At 45.5% G+C, this 20345-nt stretch carries 14 protein-coding genes, 1 pseudogene and 1 CRISPR repeat array; of the genes and pseudogenes, 2 read left to right on the top strand and 13 right to left on the bottom strand.

From position 1 onward, the window contains the following. Positions 1–325: 325 nt before the first annotated feature. Positions 326–2270: a CRISPR direct-repeat array (repeat unit 29 nt; unit sequence GTTCACATCCCACATAGTTCAGATCAAAC). Positions 2271–2483: 213 nt separating this feature from the next. From cas2 to cas6, 9 genes are all read right to left on the bottom strand, one after another. Beyond that, positions 2484–2750 (bottom strand): CRISPR-associated endonuclease Cas2, encoded by a 267-nt coding sequence (cas2, locus tag AJ81_RS06095; protein WP_031505409.1) that lies wholly within the window; start codon positions 2748–2750, stop codon positions 2484–2486. Continuing rightward, positions 2750–3733, bottom strand: a complete 984-nt coding sequence (gene cas1b, locus AJ81_RS06090; protein WP_031505411.1) for a type I-B CRISPR-associated endonuclease Cas1b — start codon at positions 3731–3733, stop codon at positions 2750–2752. The genes cas2 and cas1b overlap by 1 nt, the downstream gene beginning before the upstream one ends. A gap of 6 nt (positions 3734–3739) precedes the next feature. After that, complete coding sequence (cas4, locus tag AJ81_RS06085) at positions 3740–4210, bottom strand: CRISPR-associated protein Cas4 (protein ID WP_197536856.1); 471 nt, start codon at positions 4208–4210, stop codon at positions 3740–3742. A 61-nt stretch (positions 4211–4271) separates the two neighbouring features. Beyond that, positions 4272–6776 (bottom strand): CRISPR-associated helicase/endonuclease Cas3, encoded by a 2505-nt coding sequence (locus tag AJ81_RS06080; RefSeq protein ID WP_051368724.1) that lies wholly within the window; start codon positions 6774–6776, stop codon positions 4272–4274. Position 6777: 1 nt separating this feature from the next. After that, the gene (gene cas5b, locus AJ81_RS06075; RefSeq protein ID WP_031505416.1) at positions 6778–7581 is read right to left on the bottom strand and encodes a type I-B CRISPR-associated protein Cas5b; all 804 of its coding nucleotides are present in this window, start codon (positions 7579–7581) and stop codon (positions 6778–6780) included. A gap of 17 nt (positions 7582–7598) precedes the next feature. Continuing rightward, on the bottom strand, positions 7599–8753 hold the full coding sequence (gene cas7i / locus AJ81_RS06070) for a type I-B CRISPR-associated protein Cas7/Cst2/DevR (RefSeq protein ID WP_031505418.1): 1155 nt from the start codon (positions 8751–8753) through the stop codon (positions 7599–7601). Beyond that, positions 8737–9291 (bottom strand): hypothetical protein, encoded by a 555-nt coding sequence (locus AJ81_RS06065; RefSeq protein ID WP_051368723.1) that lies wholly within the window; start codon positions 9289–9291, stop codon positions 8737–8739. Before AJ81_RS06065 ends, cas7i begins: the two co-directional genes overlap by 17 nt. Next, on the bottom strand, positions 9288–10439 hold the full coding sequence (gene cas8a1, locus AJ81_RS06060) for a type I-B CRISPR-associated protein Cas8b1/Cst1 (RefSeq protein ID WP_031505422.1): 1152 nt from the start codon (positions 10437–10439) through the stop codon (positions 9288–9290). The genes AJ81_RS06065 and cas8a1 overlap by 4 nt, the downstream gene beginning before the upstream one ends. 1 nt (position 10440) lies before the next feature. Further along, entirely contained in the window at positions 10441–11259 is an 819-nt protein-coding gene (gene cas6 / locus AJ81_RS06055) for a CRISPR-associated endoribonuclease Cas6 (RefSeq protein ID WP_031505424.1), read from the bottom strand. 336 nt (positions 11260–11595) lie between these two features. Between cas6 and AJ81_RS06050 the strand changes: the two genes are divergently transcribed. After that, complete coding sequence (locus AJ81_RS06050) at positions 11596–12225, top strand: restriction endonuclease subunit S (protein ID WP_081708843.1); 630 nt, start codon at positions 11596–11598, stop codon at positions 12223–12225. Between the two features lie 216 nt (positions 12226–12441). Here AJ81_RS06050 and AJ81_RS06045 read toward each other — a convergent pair whose 3' ends face one another. Continuing rightward, positions 12442–13686, bottom strand: coding sequence for a coiled-coil domain-containing protein (locus AJ81_RS06045; protein WP_031505427.1), 1245 nt, complete (start codon positions 13684–13686; stop codon positions 12442–12444). A 193-nt stretch (positions 13687–13879) separates the two neighbouring features. Here AJ81_RS06045 and AJ81_RS10815 point away from each other — a divergent pair, with 193 nt between their 5' ends. Further along, positions 13880–14047 carry a hypothetical protein gene (locus AJ81_RS10815; protein ID WP_154655784.1) on the top strand — a complete coding sequence of 56 codons (168 nt, stop codon included), beginning with the start codon at positions 13880–13882 and terminating at the stop codon, positions 14045–14047. A gap of 74 nt (positions 14048–14121) precedes the next feature. On the opposite strand, the gene AJ81_RS06040 is transcribed toward AJ81_RS10815, so the two are convergent. The 3 genes and pseudogenes from AJ81_RS06040 to AJ81_RS06025 all read right to left on the bottom strand — a co-directional run bounded on the left by AJ81_RS06040 (position 14122) and on the right by AJ81_RS06025 (position 20255). Continuing rightward, a complete protein-coding gene (locus AJ81_RS06040; protein ID WP_031505428.1) occupies positions 14122–15315 on the bottom strand; it encodes an outer membrane protein assembly factor BamB family protein in 1194 nt (397 codons plus the stop codon). Positions 15316–15929: 614 nt separating this feature from the next. Beyond that, a pseudogene (locus AJ81_RS11105) lies at positions 15930–16355 on the bottom strand (RNA-guided endonuclease TnpB family protein); the annotation flags it as partial. 150 nt (positions 16356–16505) lie between these two features. Then, entirely contained in the window at positions 16506–20255 is a 3750-nt protein-coding gene (locus tag AJ81_RS06025) for a hypothetical protein (RefSeq protein WP_031505431.1), read from the bottom strand. Positions 20256–20345: the final 90 nt, after the last annotated feature.

The following is a 20345-nucleotide window of genomic DNA, read 5'->3' as shown; positions in this document are numbered from 1 at the left end:
CATAGAACGTGAATAGTTGTCGGTGTAGTGTTCAAATCGCAGAGTCTATCTACCATTTCTATGGTTTCTTCCGCTGTTAATGTCTCACCTAAGGGTATTACACCCTGGGGTGTTTCCGTTTTGGCAACACTTGGTGTTGCCGTTTGGGATATATCCTTTTTGGCAACACCTTGATCGGTTTCGGCTGGTTGGGTGCCAGACGTTAGCGTTTGTGTAGTACGCTGTTCGGCAACAGTTGCCGATTGGTCAGCATGCTTTTCGGCAACACTTTCTGTTGCCGAATCGCTTATAGGCGTTTTGGCAACGCCTTGGTCCGTCTGCGACTGGTTACATACCACATAGTTCAGATCAAACGCGATTGAGACAAGATCAGATGGCTCGTTATGTTGCCAAGTTCACATCCCACATAGTTAAGATCAAACGAAAAGGCTGTACCTTGATTTTGTAAATCAGACCGAGTTCACATCCCACATAGTTCAGATCAAACATGGTCATGTCTGGCGCTGGCAATTAGCTCTTGCCTGTGTTCACATCCCACATAGTTCAGATCAAACTCTGATACCAATAAACATGTTCTAAACACACTCAAGTTCACATCCCACATAGTTCAGATCAAACACCTGACAAACGCAACGGAAGATTACTTTCTGAAAGTGTTCACATCCCACATAGTTCAGATCAAACAAGAATCTGAAGATGCGTTTCAGACAAACGTATCCAAGGTTCACATCCCACATAGTTCAGATCAAACAAGAATCTGAAGATGCGTTTCAGACAAACGTATCCAAGGTTCACATCCCACATAGTTCAGATCAAACCTTATAATCACGCTTGTCAATCAAAAGCACATACACACTGCGTTCACATCCCACATAGTTCAGATCAAACCAACCGCACAGCAAAAGTATGGAATCATCGAAAAGATTGGTTCACATCCCACATAGTTCAGATCAAACTGAATTACCACCAGCAAGAGCCCGTCAACGTTCTTTATGGTTCACATCCCACATAGTTCAGATCAAACCTTTTCGACGGGTATTTCGATGATTTCGCCCGGCTGTGTTCACATCCCACATAGTTCAGATCAAACCCTTCGGTTACAGGCGGTACGAGCGGAGCTTATAGGTTCACATCCCACATAGTTCAGATCAAACCTTTTCGACGGGTATTTCGATGATTTCGCCCGGCTGTGTTCACATCCCACATAGTTCAGATCAAACCCTTCGGTTACAGGCGGTACGAGCGGAGCTTATAGGTTCACATCCCACATAGTTCAGATCAAACTCTTCCTCAAGAACCGCGCTCCTGATAGATGGACGGACGTTCACATCCCACATAGTTCAGATCAAACTGTTCGCGGTCTCTTCCGTGATTGTCGCCACCGCGCTGTTCACATCCCACATAGTTCAGATCAAACCCTAATACACCTTTCGTAAGCTGGAAGGGCACTCCCAGGTTCACATCCCACATAGTTCAGATCAAACCAAAGCTGTTGACCAAAGAGCAAGTAGTGAACACAGGTTCACATCCCACATAGTTCAGATCAAACCTGGTATCCTGTCACACCCTCGATGACTTGATCTAAGTTCACATCCCACATAGTTCAGATCAAACTCACTTCTTCAACCTTGACAGAGATGTTGACCTGTTTGTTCACATCCCACATAGTTCAGATCAAACTTTTTAAGTCCACCCCGTTGACGATCAATCCCATTAGTTCACATCCCACATAGTTCAGATCAAACCTTGGGCTCCTGTTGCGGGATCTGAGTACATCATTTTGTTCACATCCCACATAGTTCAGATCAAACGTCTCTGACGTACCTTGGAAGACTATAGACATGACAGGTTCACATCCCACATAGTTCAGATCAAACTTGTGTCTGTGCTTGTAATCCAGCCGAACGGACGGGTTCACATCCCACATAGTTCAGATCAAACGTGGTTACGTGGACTTTTCTCTCCCTTCGCCCTTGACTCGTTCACATCCCACATAGTTCAGATCAAACGCAACACAACGGACGTGTACTACGTTCTTCAACCTGGTTCACATCCCACATAGTTCAGATCAAACGTAGACAAGATCATCTTCCCACCTCTTTTCATAAGTGTTCACATCCCACATAGTTCAGATCAAACAAGCAATGTTGTGCCCAAACCTCTTTCTCGCCTCACGGTTCACATCCCACATAGTTCAGATCAAACCTAATTCAGGCGAGCTGAACTACTACGCTTTGGGAAGTTCACATCCCACATAGTTCAGATCAAACCCTCTTAATTCATAAGTAGAAAGCCGAGCAAAGGGAGATCGATTTTCAGAGAAATTTTCAATATTGTCGGACGAGAAATTTTGGCTTTCGTTCTTTCAGGTCTTTGCAGCGAACCCCAAGTTACATAAAACCATGATTGTGAAAAACATCGGTTTGATTCGATGAGATCAATGAACTTTATACTTTCAACAGGTAAAGAGGTTTACTGCAAACTCACAAGAAGTTGTCGGTAAATTCTTTTTCTACGCCGATTACTTGCTTGTCGAGATCTGTGAGACGATGAACTTTATAGATGTATATTGAATCTTCCCTTTGATCTATGACTTGCAAAAGCTCTTGCTTACATTTCTCAAGCTTGCCCAAGCTAATTTCCCCCTCAAAAACAGAATTTTGAACCCATACGAAGTACTTTTTCAAGATCTTTCTAACTTTGTTTACTCTTTGTTCCGAAACATCGTATGTGATTACGTAATAAGGCATCACCACCACGCCTTCAGAGGTTTGTAGAATTCGTCTTGTAGTAAATGTCTTATAAGCTTGTAACACTCGAGACGAATAAGGGTCCTATAGGAGACGCTCCTTTTCAGCTTTCTGTGTTTAATGGTGGTTTCAAGCTTTTCCTCGAATTCCTTCAAAAACTTCTTTTTTCCAGATGATGTTAGGTAACAAAAATCGAGTTCATCTTCGAAATCCTCTTCTTTGAGCATGCTGTTGTTTATTAGCTTGAAAATGATCGGATCGACTATCAAAGGCTTGAATATCTCAGAAATGTCTAAGCTCAGTGAAAATCTCCTTTCCCTTGGCTCGTGCAGGTAACTTATCGTTGGGTTGAGCTCGGTTTTGTATATTTCCGAGAGTACAACCGAGTACATAACGGAGTTACCAAAGGAAATCAAAGCGTTGATGGGATCCTTTGGTGGCCTTTTCTCTCGCTTATTCATTGCCAGTCTGCCACTCGTAATCGTGTTGAACGCTTGATAATAAGCCTCTCTCGCTCTTCCCTCACAGCCCATCAACTCCGGCACGGTTTTGGCTTCGAACGACTTGGCTTGCTCTTCGCTGATGATTCTCACAAATTCTTCTGTCCCGTCGTAATTTCTGAGGTTTCTCAGCATGTGAAAAGTCGCGCCTTCCACAAAAGCTTTGGCCAGATAAAGCCTTTTCTCGTTATCGAGATAGTACTCAACCTGCTTTACCAAAAGCTCACCGGAGATATTTTTGGACCTCGGCACAAAGCTGCCGGAGTAAAAACCATAGTAATTGTAGAAGTGAATAGGTTTTCCGTGCTGAGATAAGAAATTCAAAAATTTTGTGTTCATCTCCACTTCACCGAAGATGTGCAAGGATTCTACCTCTTCGATTGGTAGAGCCTTCTTTTCCCCTTTTTCGTTTTCGACATAGATCGTGTTTTCTCTCCTCATGATTCGCCCACTCGAGAATATATAGTAGGGTCTCAAAGTCATTCACCCCTATCCAAAGCAAAATTCATAGTAAGCGCATTTTGGACAATAGGACTTCCTCTTGACTTCCGGTGGTCTGGGTGAACTCAGGACCTCTTCAACCCTCTTTATGGCTTGTTCAACTTCTCTTTCGGCCTCTGGTGTCAGCGAAACTTCTTCCATTCTTCTCATTTTCGGATAATTTATGATCCCCTTTCTCTCGATCCCGAGCATTTTTAGATAATAAAGATAGTAGAGTATTTGAATTCTATTCGCGCTCGCTAAGCTGTTGCTGTACTTGATTTCTCTGATTTCTTCCTCGCCCATCACGTCTATTTTTATCAAGTCGTCTATGAGGACTTCTCTCCTCGTTTCGCTTGGGTAAGAATATTCACTGAGAAGCTTTCCCAGCAAGACCTTCTCAGAGTTTTCTTCCAACTGAATTCCTCTGTCGAACAACCACAGTTTCCTTTCACAGACGTACAAATAATTGATCTTCACGCCGTTGATCTTCAACCTCTGCAGGTCGGTTCTGTCGAAAATTCAGCTCGCCCCCCAACCTTCAGTCTACGATGTGAGCCTCTCGAGTTTCTCTGGGTGTGAAGCCTTCCTCAGGATCGTATTCCCCAGAGCAGAGGTATATCCCATCGAGCCATCTTTCAATCCTCGATCCCTTCTCAGCTTCAATGTTCGCTTCGTACACCAAATCTTTAGTTGGACGCAGCGATATCGCTTTCTTGGTGATGTACTTTCGTGCATCTACGTTCACAACGAAGTGAGACAAGACTTTCAGTTTGAAATCGGAGTAACTGAGACTATCCTTTTGAGAGTATTTTTTGATTTCTCTGACGAAATGCTTCTCTAAGCTTTCCGGTATCACTGGTATCGAGTAAATCTCTCTGAATATTTGAAAAGCTTCGCTTTTTCTCTCGGACATGAAACCAGCGTTCAGTATCTCGATGGTCTTGTAGAACTCGTCGAGATACTTTTTAGAGTTTCTCAACGAGCGGTAATAATCGTTGACGATCTCATACTTGCGAAATTCGGACATTTCCGCTGTTCGACGGATTTCCTCTTTGATGATCTCTTTTGTCTGCTCAATTTGATCTTTCGAATAAACAGCACCTCTACCGGATTGATATCCTTCTTTGAATACCCACACGAAGACGTTCGGTTCTGACCCGTCGTAGAGTCTTATTTCTTGATGCAGTTTGTACTCTTTCCCATCGCTTTTGTTCAAAACCCTTCCGTTCGCGTAAATGTATCTTCTTATCACCCTTCCCATTCGTTGGATCAAGGCATCCAACGGGCAGATTTCCGTGAATAGGCAGTCCGCATCTATGTCCAAAGATGCTTCCACAACTTGTGTTGTCACCAGTACCTTGGCTTCTTTTTCATCCTTCGGTTTTGGGTTGCCGAAGTGTTTCAAGATCTCCACTTCTTTCCTTCTTCTATCCCCGAACGTGAACTCGGAATGGAGGAGGAAGATCTTGCAATCGTCACCCTGGTCCCTCAGTTTTGATTTCAACCTTTCGAAGACTTTCTTCGCCAGTTTTATCGTATTCAGGATCACAAGAACTCTCTTTCCCTTTCGAGCTTGACGGAGAATCTCGTCGATGTTCTTTTCCCTGAGATCGAAGTTCGAATCTTCGTTTTCTATCTCTTCGATCTGCACTTTGTGTTTGATGATCTTCTCGAAATCTTGCTTCTTCTCTTCGTAGATGTTTATCTTCTCGAATTCTTTCGGCAGTTCCCCCTCCACAAATTCTGGTAAGGTTGCCGTCATCAGCAGGAAATTTCCACCCATCTTCTGCACCCATTGGATGAGCTTCACGATTATCGCACATGCCTTTGGATCGTAGGCTTGGATTTCGTCTATCACGAGACGAGAGTGAGAGAGCGTCGCAAATATCTTCTCGTAGCCGGGTGGTCTCAAGGCGTATGGGAAGAACTGGTCTCCAGTTGAAACTATCACGGGGTACGAAAGTTGCCTGGAAAGCTCATAAACCTTCATTGGATCAACCATCTCATCACCCTTCTCCAAGAGGAACAAGTCTGCGTCGGAGTGCAACAGACCGACTTTATCTTTCCCGAAGATCCCCTCAGCCCTGTCGTGTATCTGGTTCACCGCGACGCGTAAGGGAAGTGTGTACAAGAGCTTTTCCGAGTTAGACCACAGGAAGGCGAACTCGGTCTTACCATAACCAGTTGGAGCGATGAGAACCACGTTCTTGTCGGTCAGATCGTTGATCTTTGAAAACTGCCAGGCGTTCGATCCTATCTTCTTTTCGATGTTTTCCCTCACGTTCACTTCGACCTTTTGCTCGATTTTCCCGAGCTCGTCGAATCCCTCCATTTCACACCACGAAGCAAAGTGATCACATCTTTGTAGAATTCCAGAGATGAGGATCCACTCTTTTTTCATTTGCTTCCTCAAAGGTTCGTAGTCGAACTTGTACGGTGGTACGACGAGTTTCACAAGTTTCCTTCCGTTCAAAATGGCTTCGACGAGCTCGTTGTTAGTTCCAACAAGATCAAGGTAATAATCTTCAAAGTCTTGGAGTTCTTGTCGGAGATTTCTCAAAAGGGGTTCTTCCCATTCCCCTTTGAGCTTTTGACAAACCGCGACGAGTTCGCGTTTGTTCGAAATGAGAAAAGCTTCGTACCCTTCCCTCCAGTGGTGATAAGCGATCGAGGAGATCAAGAAGTTGAAGAGATCTTCAGCCCTTTCTTTAAACTTCTCCTCGAGTTTCTTCTTCAGCCTATCCACGTTCAACAGGAATATGGAGAACAGTGAATGGGGTATTTCGTACACCACATCCCAAGGTTCGTAGTTCCTGTTTCGAAGCTGTTTTATCTGAAACGCGGGTAGGACCTTTCCAAGGTCGTGAAGAAAAATCGCGATCCTCACAGCCTCGCTTAGGTCTTCTTCTATCTTCAAGGTCTCTCTCAAAGCTTCGAAGACTTTCAGCACGTCTTTGACATGCCTTGAAAGAGTTACCTCACCCGCGCGAGGATCGGTCGTTTTTGCCAAGATCTTAACCTTTTCCGTGGCGTTTGCGTTCATTTCAACCACCCCTTGGATCCGCCAAGAAAACTGGGACATCCTCGATGTTATCGTAGTGGGCTTTGATCCCCCCGAAGTCTCCATCGTTCAGCTTCACCCTCACGTAGTCGAACTCTCTCGCACCGTTCCTTATTCTGTAGAAGGTGGGAAGATCGTAAGTCAAACCCTGAATCGAATCGAACACGTTTTCGCTTGAACCAAACATCTTCTGTGGGACCCAGAAGAAATAGTCGAACTGCCCGTTGATGGGTTTGAATTCGAGTTCTTCAAAACCGATCTTGTTCACCACCAAGATGTCTTCTGCCCTTCCCAAATGAAGCGTGGACGTTCTGTTCTTCGGCTCCAAAAAGTTCTTCTCGATCAGTTCGAGAAAATCTCTGTCTCTGTGATAAAGGTGAATCAAGATCTCGACGTCGTTCAAAACGTCCACGTAGCAGGGCATTTGACCTCCGATGTGTTCAACGTGTCCTCCCACACATCTGTTGGTCGTGCTTCCAAATCTTTTTGTGTGCCAACCTTTCTCCAAGCTTCTTAGCCAAACGTACTCAGTTGTTTTGACTTTGAATTTGCCACAAATCGATATCTTGAGTTCTTTGTACTTGTGATAGACGCACTCGCAGCTCTCACGAACGCACGGTTCCTCCTGTCCAGGCACGTTTTTCACACCAAGCATGTTGGCGATCAAACCCAGCACGGTTGAGTACGGTGGTATGGGGTAGGTGAGCCTTCTTTTGTAAGTGAATGGGATTCTAAAATGAGCCTGTGGTTGATAGATTTTGATCTTCAAAACCCTTAACTTGTCCATGACTTTGCCCCATCCCTTTACAAGTTCAGCATTTGGAGAAATTTGTTCCAGTCCGTGATGATCGCTCCTTCAACACTCTCGAAATCTTTTACCCTCAATCTCTCACACGATTTTAGGAAAACATACGCTTTGTTATTGCATCTTTCAATCCAACTGTTTTCCAAGCAATCTTTAACACCTATGACACTGAGTTTTCCATCCGCTGACCTTTCTACATCGATGAACGGGTGGAATATGGGGGACGGTATCTTAACAGCCGCGGCGATCATGAACAGTGGGACGATTGTGTTCGCTTCGCCACTCGATTGGGCGTACAGTCCATCCTTTATGGCCTCCAGGATCTGTCTAATTCGCTCTTTTTTCTTTTTTTCGTCAAGTTCGAAGATCACCTTCTTATTCTGTATTCTTATTGTCCCTATCGTTTTGTCACCAATCGCGTACTCGTACTCGTTCTCGCCGTTGTTTTTCTTCCTTAAATTGTCAATCGTTACTTTTATTGTTTCCTGAGTTCTTCCTTCTTTTTGTTTCTTCTGAGTTTTTTCTTCTTCTTTCAGAACAATTTCCAGCTTATTGTCCACAAATGTAGGTTCTTGCCGGACTATCCACTCGTCTTTGCCGAGTACGTCCACGTCTATAGTGAAACTGGCCTTGTAGATGGAAAGATGCTCCTCTTTATTGTAAAGGTTAGGTTTGTAATGGTTAGGTTGAGCGTCTTGTCCTTGTTCGATTGCCCTTCTCACGAGGTCGTGGTTAGCATAAAAGGCCATATCGCCGTCGTATGGGTCCAAACCGATGGCTTTCGTGATGCCGACGGGAGATTTTCTCGTGATTGCATGCTCATTGCTGATGGTGTACATGTATCCAAACGCGTCCAATTCAGGAGAAGTGAGTATGTTGTCCTTGCAAAGATCGAACTGCACAACTTTGTTTTCTTCTTCTCTTCCTTTCAAGCTTACTGCGCTTGGCTTCCAACCGTACGCCTTGAACAAAGTTTCGAAGAGATAGTGCCTCATAGCTGGTTTGCTTATGAAGCTGACGGTTCTATCAGCCTGTTTCAACTTTTTGATGGACTGAATGTTCCCACCGATTTTTTCATCCCTGTTCAACGCGAATCCCTCGAACAAGATCGTAACGGTAACATGCTTGAGTTTTCGATCATTCTGACTGTTCATCTTGATCCCCTCCTTGACCGCTCGTTGTGGGTTTTTCAGCAGGTTTTGACAAACCACCCACGAACGAATAAATGAAGACTTTGAAGACCTCGATGGGAAAAATGGGATCGAAGGCTTTCATCAACTCGTACGGGACTTCTTCGCCCGAGCTGAGAAACTCTCTCAAAATCAAATGGAAAACCTCGTCTCTCTTCCCCATCCTTGTTAGCTCGAGCAATCTGAAGGTTGTGCCGGTTGGAGAGCCGTCTTTGAAAAACCTTTGATAAACACCGTCTTTTGAGTTCTCCCTTAGCCGTCTGGCCTTTCTTCTCAAGCTTTCGCACAAATCGCTCAAGCTCTTGTGCGCAAACTCTTTGTACAGCCTCTCGATCTCCTTCCTTTCATCACCTTTCGCGATCTTCGAAGCGTACTCCAACAGCTTCAGCAGTTCGAAACCCATATCTTTGTACTTCTTCACGGCATCCTTGACTGTTTCGAGTTTGATGTCGCCTCTCTTGAGTTCTTTTTTAACAGGTTCCAGATCGAGCACGTCACTCACAACGCTCCCCCCTTTCGCTTTTCATTCACGAGCGCATACAACTCGAAGAGTTTTTGAGAGTATGACAGTGTTTTTGCATCGGAACTCTTCAAAGCCTCTCGGAAATGTCTTTCCCCATCCCGCAGTATTTTGTCGAATTCACCATCCAAGAACCAGCTTAGAACTTCTGTTCTTCCGATGTCGAAAAGAAGAGATGCCACACTTTTGTCGAGCAGTAGCATGGTGATTTCGTGTGGGATGGAAAAGAATTCCACTTTGTCTTTGCCTTTTTTGTCTTTGTACTTGATAACCACCTCTATGTTCATCATGGTCCATTTTCCAAGTTGCAAGTTGAGTTTCAGCGCAAGCTCGATCAGAGACATTCCGAAGAGCTCTTTAACACCTTCAACTTTTCCTGCACCGTACAGCTCCTTCGCGTATTTGTTCAAATGCCACATCACCTTGAAAGAAGGGGCGTTTATGAAGATGCTCGTCGAATCGCTCAGCCTTGTCCAAGCCACGTGACTGTGGATGATTAAATAAACGCAGAGTGGACAGACAAGCAGAGAAGAATTATTGTTCCAGAATGCGTTCGGAAAGTCTCCTACGGACGATCCAAATTCAGAAGAATGAGCTGAGGCGAAGCGAAACAACCTCCTCGTGAACTCGGTTGCCTTGTCCAAATCGAGGTACCACTTTCCCCCACAGATCTCACATTTTTCTGTATCTTTCTTTTCTGAGATCTTTTCCAAGTTTTTCACAAGCTCGATGAAGTGCGACCATTCATTTTCCTGAACCAAATTTTGATACGGTGTGTTCGATCTAAACAGCTTGTTGAAACTCCTGGCCAACTTGTAGCCGAATTCTCCGAACATATCGTGGTACTTTTTGTACTTTTCTTTGTTTGTTTTCTGGTCATTTTTCTTCTTCTCCTCCAGCCATTCGTCCAAATTCTCTCCTTTCACCAGATAATTCACATACCTCACCAAAGCTTCTGGAATATCAAGTTCCCTGTGCTTCGCGAATATCTTCCTGTCTATTAGAACTGTTCCATCGTCCCTGATCAGTTTCTCAATTTCTTCGCTGTTCTGATCGGCCAAAACTTCCAAAAAACCTGTTACCGATAAATTGTAGAACCAGTTCTTTGGCCTCAGTTCAATATACTCCACCTTACACCACCTCGAGCATTCCGAATCCTTGTCCAGTCCTGAGCCCAAGTCCCACTTGATAGGTGAGTCTCAGATCTTCCATATCCCCCTTCAGCACGAATTCTCCATGGTACGTAGTCAGGAACATGTACGGTTTTTTGGTTTCGTCTCGAAAACCTTTCAACGCGTGCTTAACCACTTTTCTTATTATTTTGTTTGGAACGAATTCGAGCGGTTTTTTCAATCCGTATCCCCTCAGATCTTTGAACCTTTTGTCTTGCACGACGTTCAAATGGTGGACGAACCTTTTGAGCTCCTCCTGATCGACCCGATCATTTTTCAAAATCTCTATTGGCTCGTCGTTCCCGTCTTCAAGAGAGATGGGAGACATCGTTTTGAAGGGAACCTCTTCTGCGGTTATTTTCCTCTCGTTCAAAACGACCGCCCGGACCAGGTGAATGTGATGCGTTTGTCTTTCACCCGATTCACTCAGAAATTCAAAGAGTGGGAACTTTCTCAACTTTAGAAGGCCATTGTAGAGGTTGACAATGAACTCGGGGGCCCATGAGCTTACAAACAACGAAATCTCTCTTTCGAGGAGAAAGACCGTTTCTTCCAAAGCTAGGCCATCATCCAGCAGAAATTTCTCTTTAGTCGTTTTAAAGCCTGGTGGTATGTAAACACTGAACGTGAAGGGTTTGGTGCGCTTGAATCCTTCAGGATAAAGAATGGCTTTGTACTCTGGATCTGATATCTGGATTGCTTCTTTTATCAACGACATGATGCGGTGCCTGTAGAGAATCGGAAGCTTGTCGACTCTAAAGTCGAACCGAACCCTCAAAGTTATTCCCCCTTGATTTGATATTACCACAACTTTTACACAGACTATGCGAGAAAGTCCATCCCATGTTTCGAAACCGTTGAGAAAATCAATCTGTCTCTCACTGAGACAAAAACTGTTACTTTCCGTCTCCAGATGGCAATAAAAAAATCGCCGCAGAGCGCAGAGTGAATGACGCGGCGACGATGTAAAAGAATCATCATGATTCCTTTCTAAAGGGCAATCCCACCCGAAGAATCCGGGTGAGGTGCTCACTCTCTCGCACTAATTTCATCTGCAAGGATGGTCAAATCCTTGCAGTGGTGCGGGCTCACTTAGAGAAGGAGGGGAAAGCCCATTAATGAAGGCCCCTACAAACTCCCCGAAGGCTGGCGGTGGGTGAGATTGGGGGAGGTGTGTGATTACAAATCCGGGGTGTGGGCGCAGGCTGATCCCGAGGGTATCCCTGTTCTTCGATCAACTGATTTTTTACCTGATGGTAGCCTATCTTATGGGACAGCTATTCGGCTTGCTTTAAATGAGAAACAACTGAGAAAATCCATTTTGCAGCCAGGAGGTATACTTTTGGAACGATCCGGCGGAGGACCAAACAAACCGGTCGGTAGAGTTGCCTATTTTCAGGGGCAAGGAACATACTGCTTTGGTAACTTCATTACATGTCTACGTGTTTCACGTGCAGATGTTGAACCCAAGTTTTTGTTTTATTACTTGTTCCATTTCCACATATCCGGACGAACAGAGCCACTCCAGACACAAACCACCAACATAAGAAACCTTCGCTTCAATGAGTACCTCGCAATCACTATCCCCCTCCCACCCCTTGAAGAACAAAAACGCATTGTGGCACACCTCCAAGAAGTGCAGGAGAAAATCAAAGCCTTGAAAGAGGCACAGGATCAAACAGAGGAAAAACTCAAACGTCTAGAGCAAGCCATATTGAACAAAGCTTTTCGGGGAGAGCTGTAGAGCAGGCACGCGTCGAGCGTACCTTTCCACAATGCTACCGGCTCCAGTGAGGATCTACCACAACTGTCCGTTCGCAGCCAGTTTTAGAACATGGGAAAACAACGTGAAGTGTGAAACCCACCAAGTTTTTTCGATTAGCGGCCCCGCTCATCTCCGCTGAAGGATCGAGGAAAGATCACAATAAAATGATGTGATAGGCAAAGCACAATTTTTGTGTCACGTTGCTGCCTTCGTTTTTCTTCTGAGAAGAACGAAGATCACCACAAACTGAACAACCACAGCGACGATCCCGATAACGACCGCAGTGATGAATCTTGATCTCATCTGCGACGATTCATCCTTCAAGGTCTTTATCTCTACATCTTTGCCCGACATCTGATTCCTCAAGGTGGTAATTTGTTCTTCAAGAAGCTTGATTTTTTCATCTTTATCGTAGAGCTGACCCTTCATGGTTTCAATCTGACTGTCCTTCTGAAACAGAACGGCCATCAGACTGATGATCTCAGAGTTTCGTTTTTCTAAATCGTTTTTGAGGTTGTTTATCTCTGTCTCTTTGGAAGTGATCAAACTCTTCAGCTCCTCGATTTGCTTCTCCCTTTCGGACAGAACAGCCTCGAGATTGTTGATCTCACTCTTCAAATCAGTGATTTCTTTTTCTCGATTCTCTAATTCTCCTTTGAGATCGTTTATCTCAGCTTCTTTGGCGGTGATTATGTCACTCAGTTCCTTGATCTGGTTTTCCTTCTGAAGCAAGTCATCCTTGAGATCAGCGATTTCGTTGTCCCGCTTTTCCAAATCGCCTTTGAGATCGTTTATCTGTTTATCCTTTTCGAGAATCTGACTCTCCAATTCCTCAAGCTTGTTCTCCAGACTAACTTTGAGTTCTTCGAGATTGTTTATCTCCTCGTCCTTGCGGGAAATCTGGTTCTTCAAGCTCTCAATTTGCTCTTTCTTTTCGTACAGATCGGCCTTGAGATTGTCGACTTCGCTCTTCAAATCAGTGATTTCTTTTTCTCGCTTCTCCAATACACCTTTGAGATCGTTTATCTGTTTATCCTTTTCGAGAATCTGACTCTCCAATTCCTTAAGCTTGTTCTCCAGACTGACTCTGAGTTCTTTGAGATTGTTTATCTCCTCGTCATTGCGGGAAATCTGGTTCTTCAAGCTCTCGATTTGTTTCCCCCTTTCGGATAGAACAGCCTCGAGATTGCGGAGCTGGTTCTTTAGAGCCCGGTAAATCATCTCGTTTCTCGGGATCAAATTATTAAAAAGGTGGTCAAAAACGTCTTTTTGAATGTCTACGTAAGTATTGTAGCCAACCCACGTGTGTAACTCCGAATCGAGCATCCACTTGAACTCGTAGTAGGTGTCTTTTTCAAAGTCGTAGACAATCTTTGTTCCACCACTGAACAGAATTGCTCCCCAGGCAAGTAAAACCAAAACAGTCAAACATTTTTTCATGAGAGCACCCCCCTCACAGCGTTTGGTCAATTCAAATTATAGATGAGAAAAACCCTCGCCGCGCAGAATGACTTCTTGCTTGATCTTTCGAAGGCTCACTTCTTCATATCGACGAACCAAGAAGAGTTGTCGCACCATAACGTATTACCACACTTGTTTTTCCACATAACGGACTTCACGGATGGTAAGTCTCATGGGATTAAACAAAGCCACAACCTTATCTTGCCACGTTGAATTCACGATCTTTGAAGTACCAGACAAGGGTTTTTACATGGTTCTCTCAGTAGCACAAGCTGAGTCTTACGACAGTTTGAGGATGGTCATAAGAGCGGCGAAAATGATGTTGATGTTCATAGAGTGAAGGCTGTGAAAAAGTTCCAGCGTTGAAAAACAAAGAGGGCAGGGAACACCCCTGCCCTTCGCGAATCGGTAAATTCATTGCGGATAAGAACCAGTGTTGCCGTACTTGTCGAGCTTTAGAACGTAAACATCCCTACTACCTGCTCCAAACGATTCTGTATACCCTGCGACGATGTATCCTTCATCATTAGTCTGTTGAATGGAGTATGCTTCATCAGAGTATTCCTCACCAAACGTTTTCTCCCATAACTTGTTGCCATCAGCGTCGAGTTTTAGAACATAAACATCTTCTTCACCAGCTCCAAACGATGTCGTATACCCTGCGACGATGTATCCTCCATCGCTCGTCTGTTGAATGGAGTATGCCTCATCATCACGATCTCCACCGAACGTTTTCTCCCATTCCAGATCACCGCTCGCATCGAGTTTCAAGATGTAAAAATCACGCCAACCGGTTTCAGAGGCTGTGTATCCCGCTATGATGTATCCCCCATCACCTGTCAGTTGAATGCAATTTGCACTTTCATAATAGTGCTCGTCACCGATTACTCTATGCCACTCTTCATAACCATCCCCATTGAGTTTTATGACATAAACGTCACTGCTTGCGAAAGAACACGTGTGTCCCGCAACGATGTATCCATCATCCCTTGTCTGTTGGACAGAATCTGCCATATCATCAAGGGTTCCGCCAAACGTTTTCTCCCATTCCAGATCACCGCTCGCATCGAGTTTCAAGATGTAAACATCATCTCCACCGGCTCCAAAAGAATTTGTGAATCCTGCAACGATGTATCCACCATCGCGTGTTTGCTGAACAGACCTTGCCCTATCAGCATAAATTCCAGCGAACGTTTTCTCCCATAGCTTGTTGCCATCAGCATCGAGTTTTAGAACGTAAACATGACCTTCACCTTCAAAGGACGTTGTGTACCCTGCCACGATGTATCCACCATCTGTTGTTTGTTGGATTGAATACGCTACATCCCAACCACTTCCACCAAACGTTTTCTCCCATAACTTGTTGCCATCAGCGTCGAGTTTTAGAACATAAACATCTTCTTCACCAGCTCCAAACGATTCTGTATACCCAGCGACGATGTATCCTCCATCTGTTGTTTGCCGGATTGAATACGCTACATCCCATTCACTTCCACCGAATGCTTTTTGCCAAATGCTAACAACAGAGATTGGGGCTTGTGCACACGAATAGAGTAGTAAGATTGCCATGACCATCAGAAACAAAGAAATTCTTGAGAACCCACTCATCAAACAACACCCCCTCTGATTAGTGTTTTCAATGAATGGAAAGCATGACTATGTTGAAATGTGAGCAGTGGAATCACAAAAGGATCATCCAAAGAGATCTACAAGCTTCACGTTGAAATGGCAGTTCTCGTGCGCTTCAACTGAGATTCTTGCAGGTGCGGCCTTAAAACGAGGGTAAAATAACCTGAGACTTTGGAAAGGTAAGGTAGGTTTCGATCAGACAGTCAGGAGAAATGATTCAGCTTGTACAAGGGCTAAAGACTATGTTTAATCTGCGGCTGGGTTTTTGCGTCCTTCGTCTGTTGAGAAAAGTTCGCTTCATTCGAAGTGCTCTTATCAAACATTCCCACTGAGATGGAATTAGAAACCCTTTCACCCCCCTCGTTCCGCTGATGGGAACTTGCCAAAGTATAACACACCTTTCTCATTTTGTATCGAAAAATTTCAGTAACGCAACCTTCGTCTTGCATAAAATCCTGTTTTCCAGTGAACGTGACGATGAGACATCCTCTCCCCAATGAATTAGGGAGCATCCTTACGTGGGATGGCGGCATACGCCGCAGCTTGGCCAGCATTCGCCGGATTAGCCATTATCACCTTGGCCTTTGGGTGTGTCACTGCTCCCCTTTCTCCCAGGGTCTTGCCCTAAGAGCATCGTGTGCTTTGGCTGCGATATTCAAGGCCTCAACTCTGTCCGCATCTGACTGATAACCACATCTGGTGCACTTGAACCAGCCTTGAGTCTTACGGTTATAGCGCGATACGTTTCCACATCGTGGACAACTCCTGGAGGTTTCCTTGGGCTCAACACAGATCACAGGAACTTTGGCAAGCGCAGCCTTATACTCGATAAACGAAGCCAGCTCTTTGAAATTCCACCCGGACATCATGCGGTTGAACTTTTTGGAACCTTTCGTCCGCTCGCGGATACCAAGCAGATTTTCCAGTACGATTGCCTTGCCTTCTCTGTTCGCTATTTTTACAATGCGTTTCGAGACACAGTGGTTGATATAGCGCATCCATCTTCGTTCACAACCAGCTTCTTTCTTGACACGTTATAGTCTACGAGTTTGTTGAATGGAGTACACCACGTCGTTAGTGCTAAAGAGATATCCCGCTACAGGATAGATTGGTCGATCACATCTCTATTCTCGACTTCTGTCCCAAAGACAGCTGTTAGGATATCGTTTTCAATCTGTCGGTGGTTCGACGAATATGGATATGTACTGACCACGCATGACCTCGTTTTCGTTCTTGACGATCTCCACCAAGCTGTTCCTCGCGTTCTCATAGGCTTCCTCGGCAAACGCAGATGGTATATCTGTGACGAAATATTGCCACAGGAACACCAGAGCGGTTCCCGGTGTACGGCACACCCTGTAGCCAAGGTCTTGGCCGAAGATCCACGAGTATATTTCTACTTCGATCGCCCAGGTCAACAGTGCCGCTTTCACAGGAGGATAGATCTCACCTATAACCGCGAAAGTCGTGTCTATGGTGTCGGCCGCTATCTTCTCTGCGTAGGCTTTCTTCAAGATGGGATCTTCGGTGCTTGTGTACTTGTAAACGTCGTAACCAACTTCAATCATGCCCACAGCGATCGCGAGTGCTACCTGTCCGCGCGTTGACGATATCACACTGAGCTTTGTGGCTTTTCCGGTGTATCCAAAGCTCGTCTTTGCGATGTTCACAAGTTCTGGTGCGACACTCACAGAGGTGGACAGGGCCTTGAGACCGTAATAGCTCGCCGTCACGTAGTCCCCTTCTCTGAACGCCACCCAAGCCTCGTAACCACTACTGACGATGGATACCGCACCGGTGATCACCTCCAAATTGGACTTCACGAGTCCAAACTCAGCTGATTTCGCCCAGTGTCCGTCGGGCAGCTTGTCAAGATCGTCCACTCGGTGTTTGCTCTTCATCACGGCTTCGGTGAGCGAACAGATCTTCTTGCCACTTTCTAAGGTGATCATCGTGATCTTTTGCACAACTTCCATCGCCGTGAAAGAATTTCCTTGTTCTGTAGGTTCCTTTTCAATGATCTTGAACGATTCCTGAGAGCTTCTCGTTGGCTCAGTTGTGGAAATGAATCGTTCTCTGCCAATGGGCGTGCGGTCTAAGTCCTCGAAGGACGAAAAATGTTCACACACTGTCCAACTGCTCCCCGAGGTGTCCTGTTCTGCGATCACTTCCCTTGTGATTCCAGTGATGTTCCATTTCACCACCGTGGGATCATAACTGGTCACATTCTTTTTCCGTATCACCCAAACCGGTGTGATCTTCAAGTAACTGCGAGCACGAACACTCCGCTCCGGAACATCTATGACGAGACGAAAAACTCCCTTGTCCTCGATCATGGCGAAGGCGAGCCCTTGATGGTATGGAAGGTTTGCATCGTCGCTGAAGTCGTTGGAGGCGTAAAAGGCGAACAGAAAACCAGCAATCTTGTAGTCATCGTCGGCGACGTAATTAAGGTTGGACCACATGTCGTAATCTCTGAACTGCATCGTGATACGGTTTCTGTATCCTTGGTTCAAGCGAACGGGCAACAAGAGGTATTTGTAGCACTTGTTCGGACTCGGATAAAGCATCGCTTTGCTGTTCTTCAGATGCACCAAGCGACAGTCCTGGAGAAAGTCGTAGTAGAAACGATACTCGTTTGGGTGTAGAAAATCAGCCTTGAAGATGTACTGAAACTCTGACTTGTAATCAGCTGCTGCTCGCCACGTCGTGGTGAATCTGTTGCCCGCAGGCTTCATATCGTAGACGACAAAACCAGATTCTTCAAAGAGCCTGTTGAGGTTCTTTTTGTAACTGTCCTCATCCATCTTGCTGTGTCTCACACCGTCCGTTTCGGTACGACGCAGATAGATGAGTTCTCCCGATGTGTTCAGTGTGTAAACTTCGACCCAACCGTGCAGTCCGTAGAACATGACAGGTTGCTCCACACGTATCATCCCAGGTTCTTGGAGGTCTTTGAACTGCGTCCAGTTCGGCTGACTCGGATCGATGGTCGGCGAAAGATCTCTGCCATCGTCCAAGCCGTCACCATCGGTGTCGGGATTCTGTGGATTGCTGCCCTGTAGACGTTCTTTCCAGTCGCTCACACCATCTTTGTCTGTATCTTTGGGTAACACGTTCACGGTGAACTCCCGACTGACCCTCGATGTTTTCAAGGTGATGATGTAGGAGCCTGGCTCATCCGGAGTTCTCCATATTTTATCTTCCACCGTTCCCCCGCTGGTTGTGACCACCGCGATCTCTGGAGTATAAGAAATGGGAACTTCGCTGTTCGTGTAAACAAACTCTGGCAGGTTCAGGTCAAGTACGTATTCGGAAACTTTCATTGGAAAGTCTTTCTTCAATCCTGCAAAGCTCAGCGTGAGTGTGTAATTTCCGGGATCGCTGGGAGAAGTCCAAAATCTGTTCTGTGAGACCTGGCCGGCACTTGCAGAAAGAATGGCAAAAGATGGTGAGAAGCTCACTTCGACTGTGGAGCTGGGATAAATCGGTTCTGCCACGTTCAACGTCGCGTCCAGCCAACCTGGAGAAGTCAACGGGATGCGTAAGATCGTGACATCGGGCGAAATGGTTGAGCTGAGTGAGAAGAACAGAGACGAAGAATTCGCTCCGCCACTCGAAACACAGGCGTCTGGGACTTCTCCAAAAGGATAATACCCACTGACACTCCCATCGTTCTTTTCGATCGCTATGACCGCGCGTACACTTGTTCCTGTCTGTGCTTCGTAGCTGACTTCAAGAAAGATCCTGCTTTCGGTCTCGGCGATCTTGCCACACGTCTCCCAAAAAGATCCGTAATCTCTTTCCCAAGATATCTCAAGCGATGGGAGATGGTACGCCATGATGTGAGAACCATTTGTCTCATCTGAATAGACAAAGAACAAGTTCTCTTGGTGTACACAGATGTGGTAAAGATCTGTGAACCCAATTTCCTCACACCCAAGAACACGTCCCGAAGAATCGAGGACCAGAAGAACCGCACGACTACCAATGTCTGGTGTGTCTGGCCTTAGGACAACGGCAAGAATTAGATTGGCTTTAATTTCTATTGTTTTCTGAAACAGAATTCTCCACCTCTGATCGCGTTCCAACCCGAGGCTTTCGGTTGAGATGAGAGAACCTTTGTCATTCTTTGTGAGCAAAAGCAGAGAATTGGTCTTGTTAGAATCAGAACACGTCAACAACACTGGAAAATCTGTCTGCCAATGATAAACTGGGCCAACGTAGCGTGAATAAAAATCGGCCCTCAGGGACTCGAGCTCTCTGGTGCTGAGCTGAACATCAACGGTTTTAACGCTTCCGTCCTGTAAGGAGAACAAGACAGGTCTACGCTGCGATCGTCTATCGAGGGCCAGCACGTGTTGACCAATGACAGTGAGAAAGGAGAGATTCTGAGTGATATCAGTTTTGAACCATCGTCGTTCTTTCAAGTCGAAGACCGCAAAGTTTGCCATCCTGGCTACAACAACTCGATTTCCGCAAGTCGCAACGATAGGTTCGCTCAACCCTTGTCCCTGGAGAGCTTGATTCCAGACCTTTGCTCCGATCACATCGTACAGATCTTTACCCGTTTCAAGGTCGAAGATGAACGTACGCCATGGATCTGTTCCTTGAGATCCATAAAGACACAGCCATTGCCCCACGATCTGAAAAGAAGAAATGTTCGTGTTGACGTTCCCGAGGGACTTTTGCCAGAGAAGCTTTCCATCTGGTTCTCGATAAACTTTGACTGTGTAATCGTTGTCCGAATAGAGAAGCAAAGCCAGGGCTTGGTCAGAAACGGCTATGTGTGTCTCGGCCATTGACTGGGCTTTGACGTGTACGAACGATTCCCAAGGAAGTTCGCTCATCGCTCCGTTCGCGATGCAAATGAACAGGATCATAAAAGCCAGTGTGCCCCACACTCGCTTTTCAAACATCTTGTCATCCCCTTCCCCCCACGTACACCTGCTACACGATACCCCCTCTTGAAAAGATCTCCACGAGAAAGCCAGTTCGTTGGAGTCCGA

The organism is Pseudothermotoga hypogea DSM 11164 = NBRC 106472 (genome assembly GCF_000816145.1).
Taxonomy (GTDB): domain Bacteria; phylum Thermotogota; class Thermotogae; order Thermotogales; family DSM-5069; genus Pseudothermotoga_A; species Pseudothermotoga_A hypogea.
Note: the sequence above shows the minus strand (reverse complement) of the source record. Positions and strands in the feature narration are given on the sequence as shown.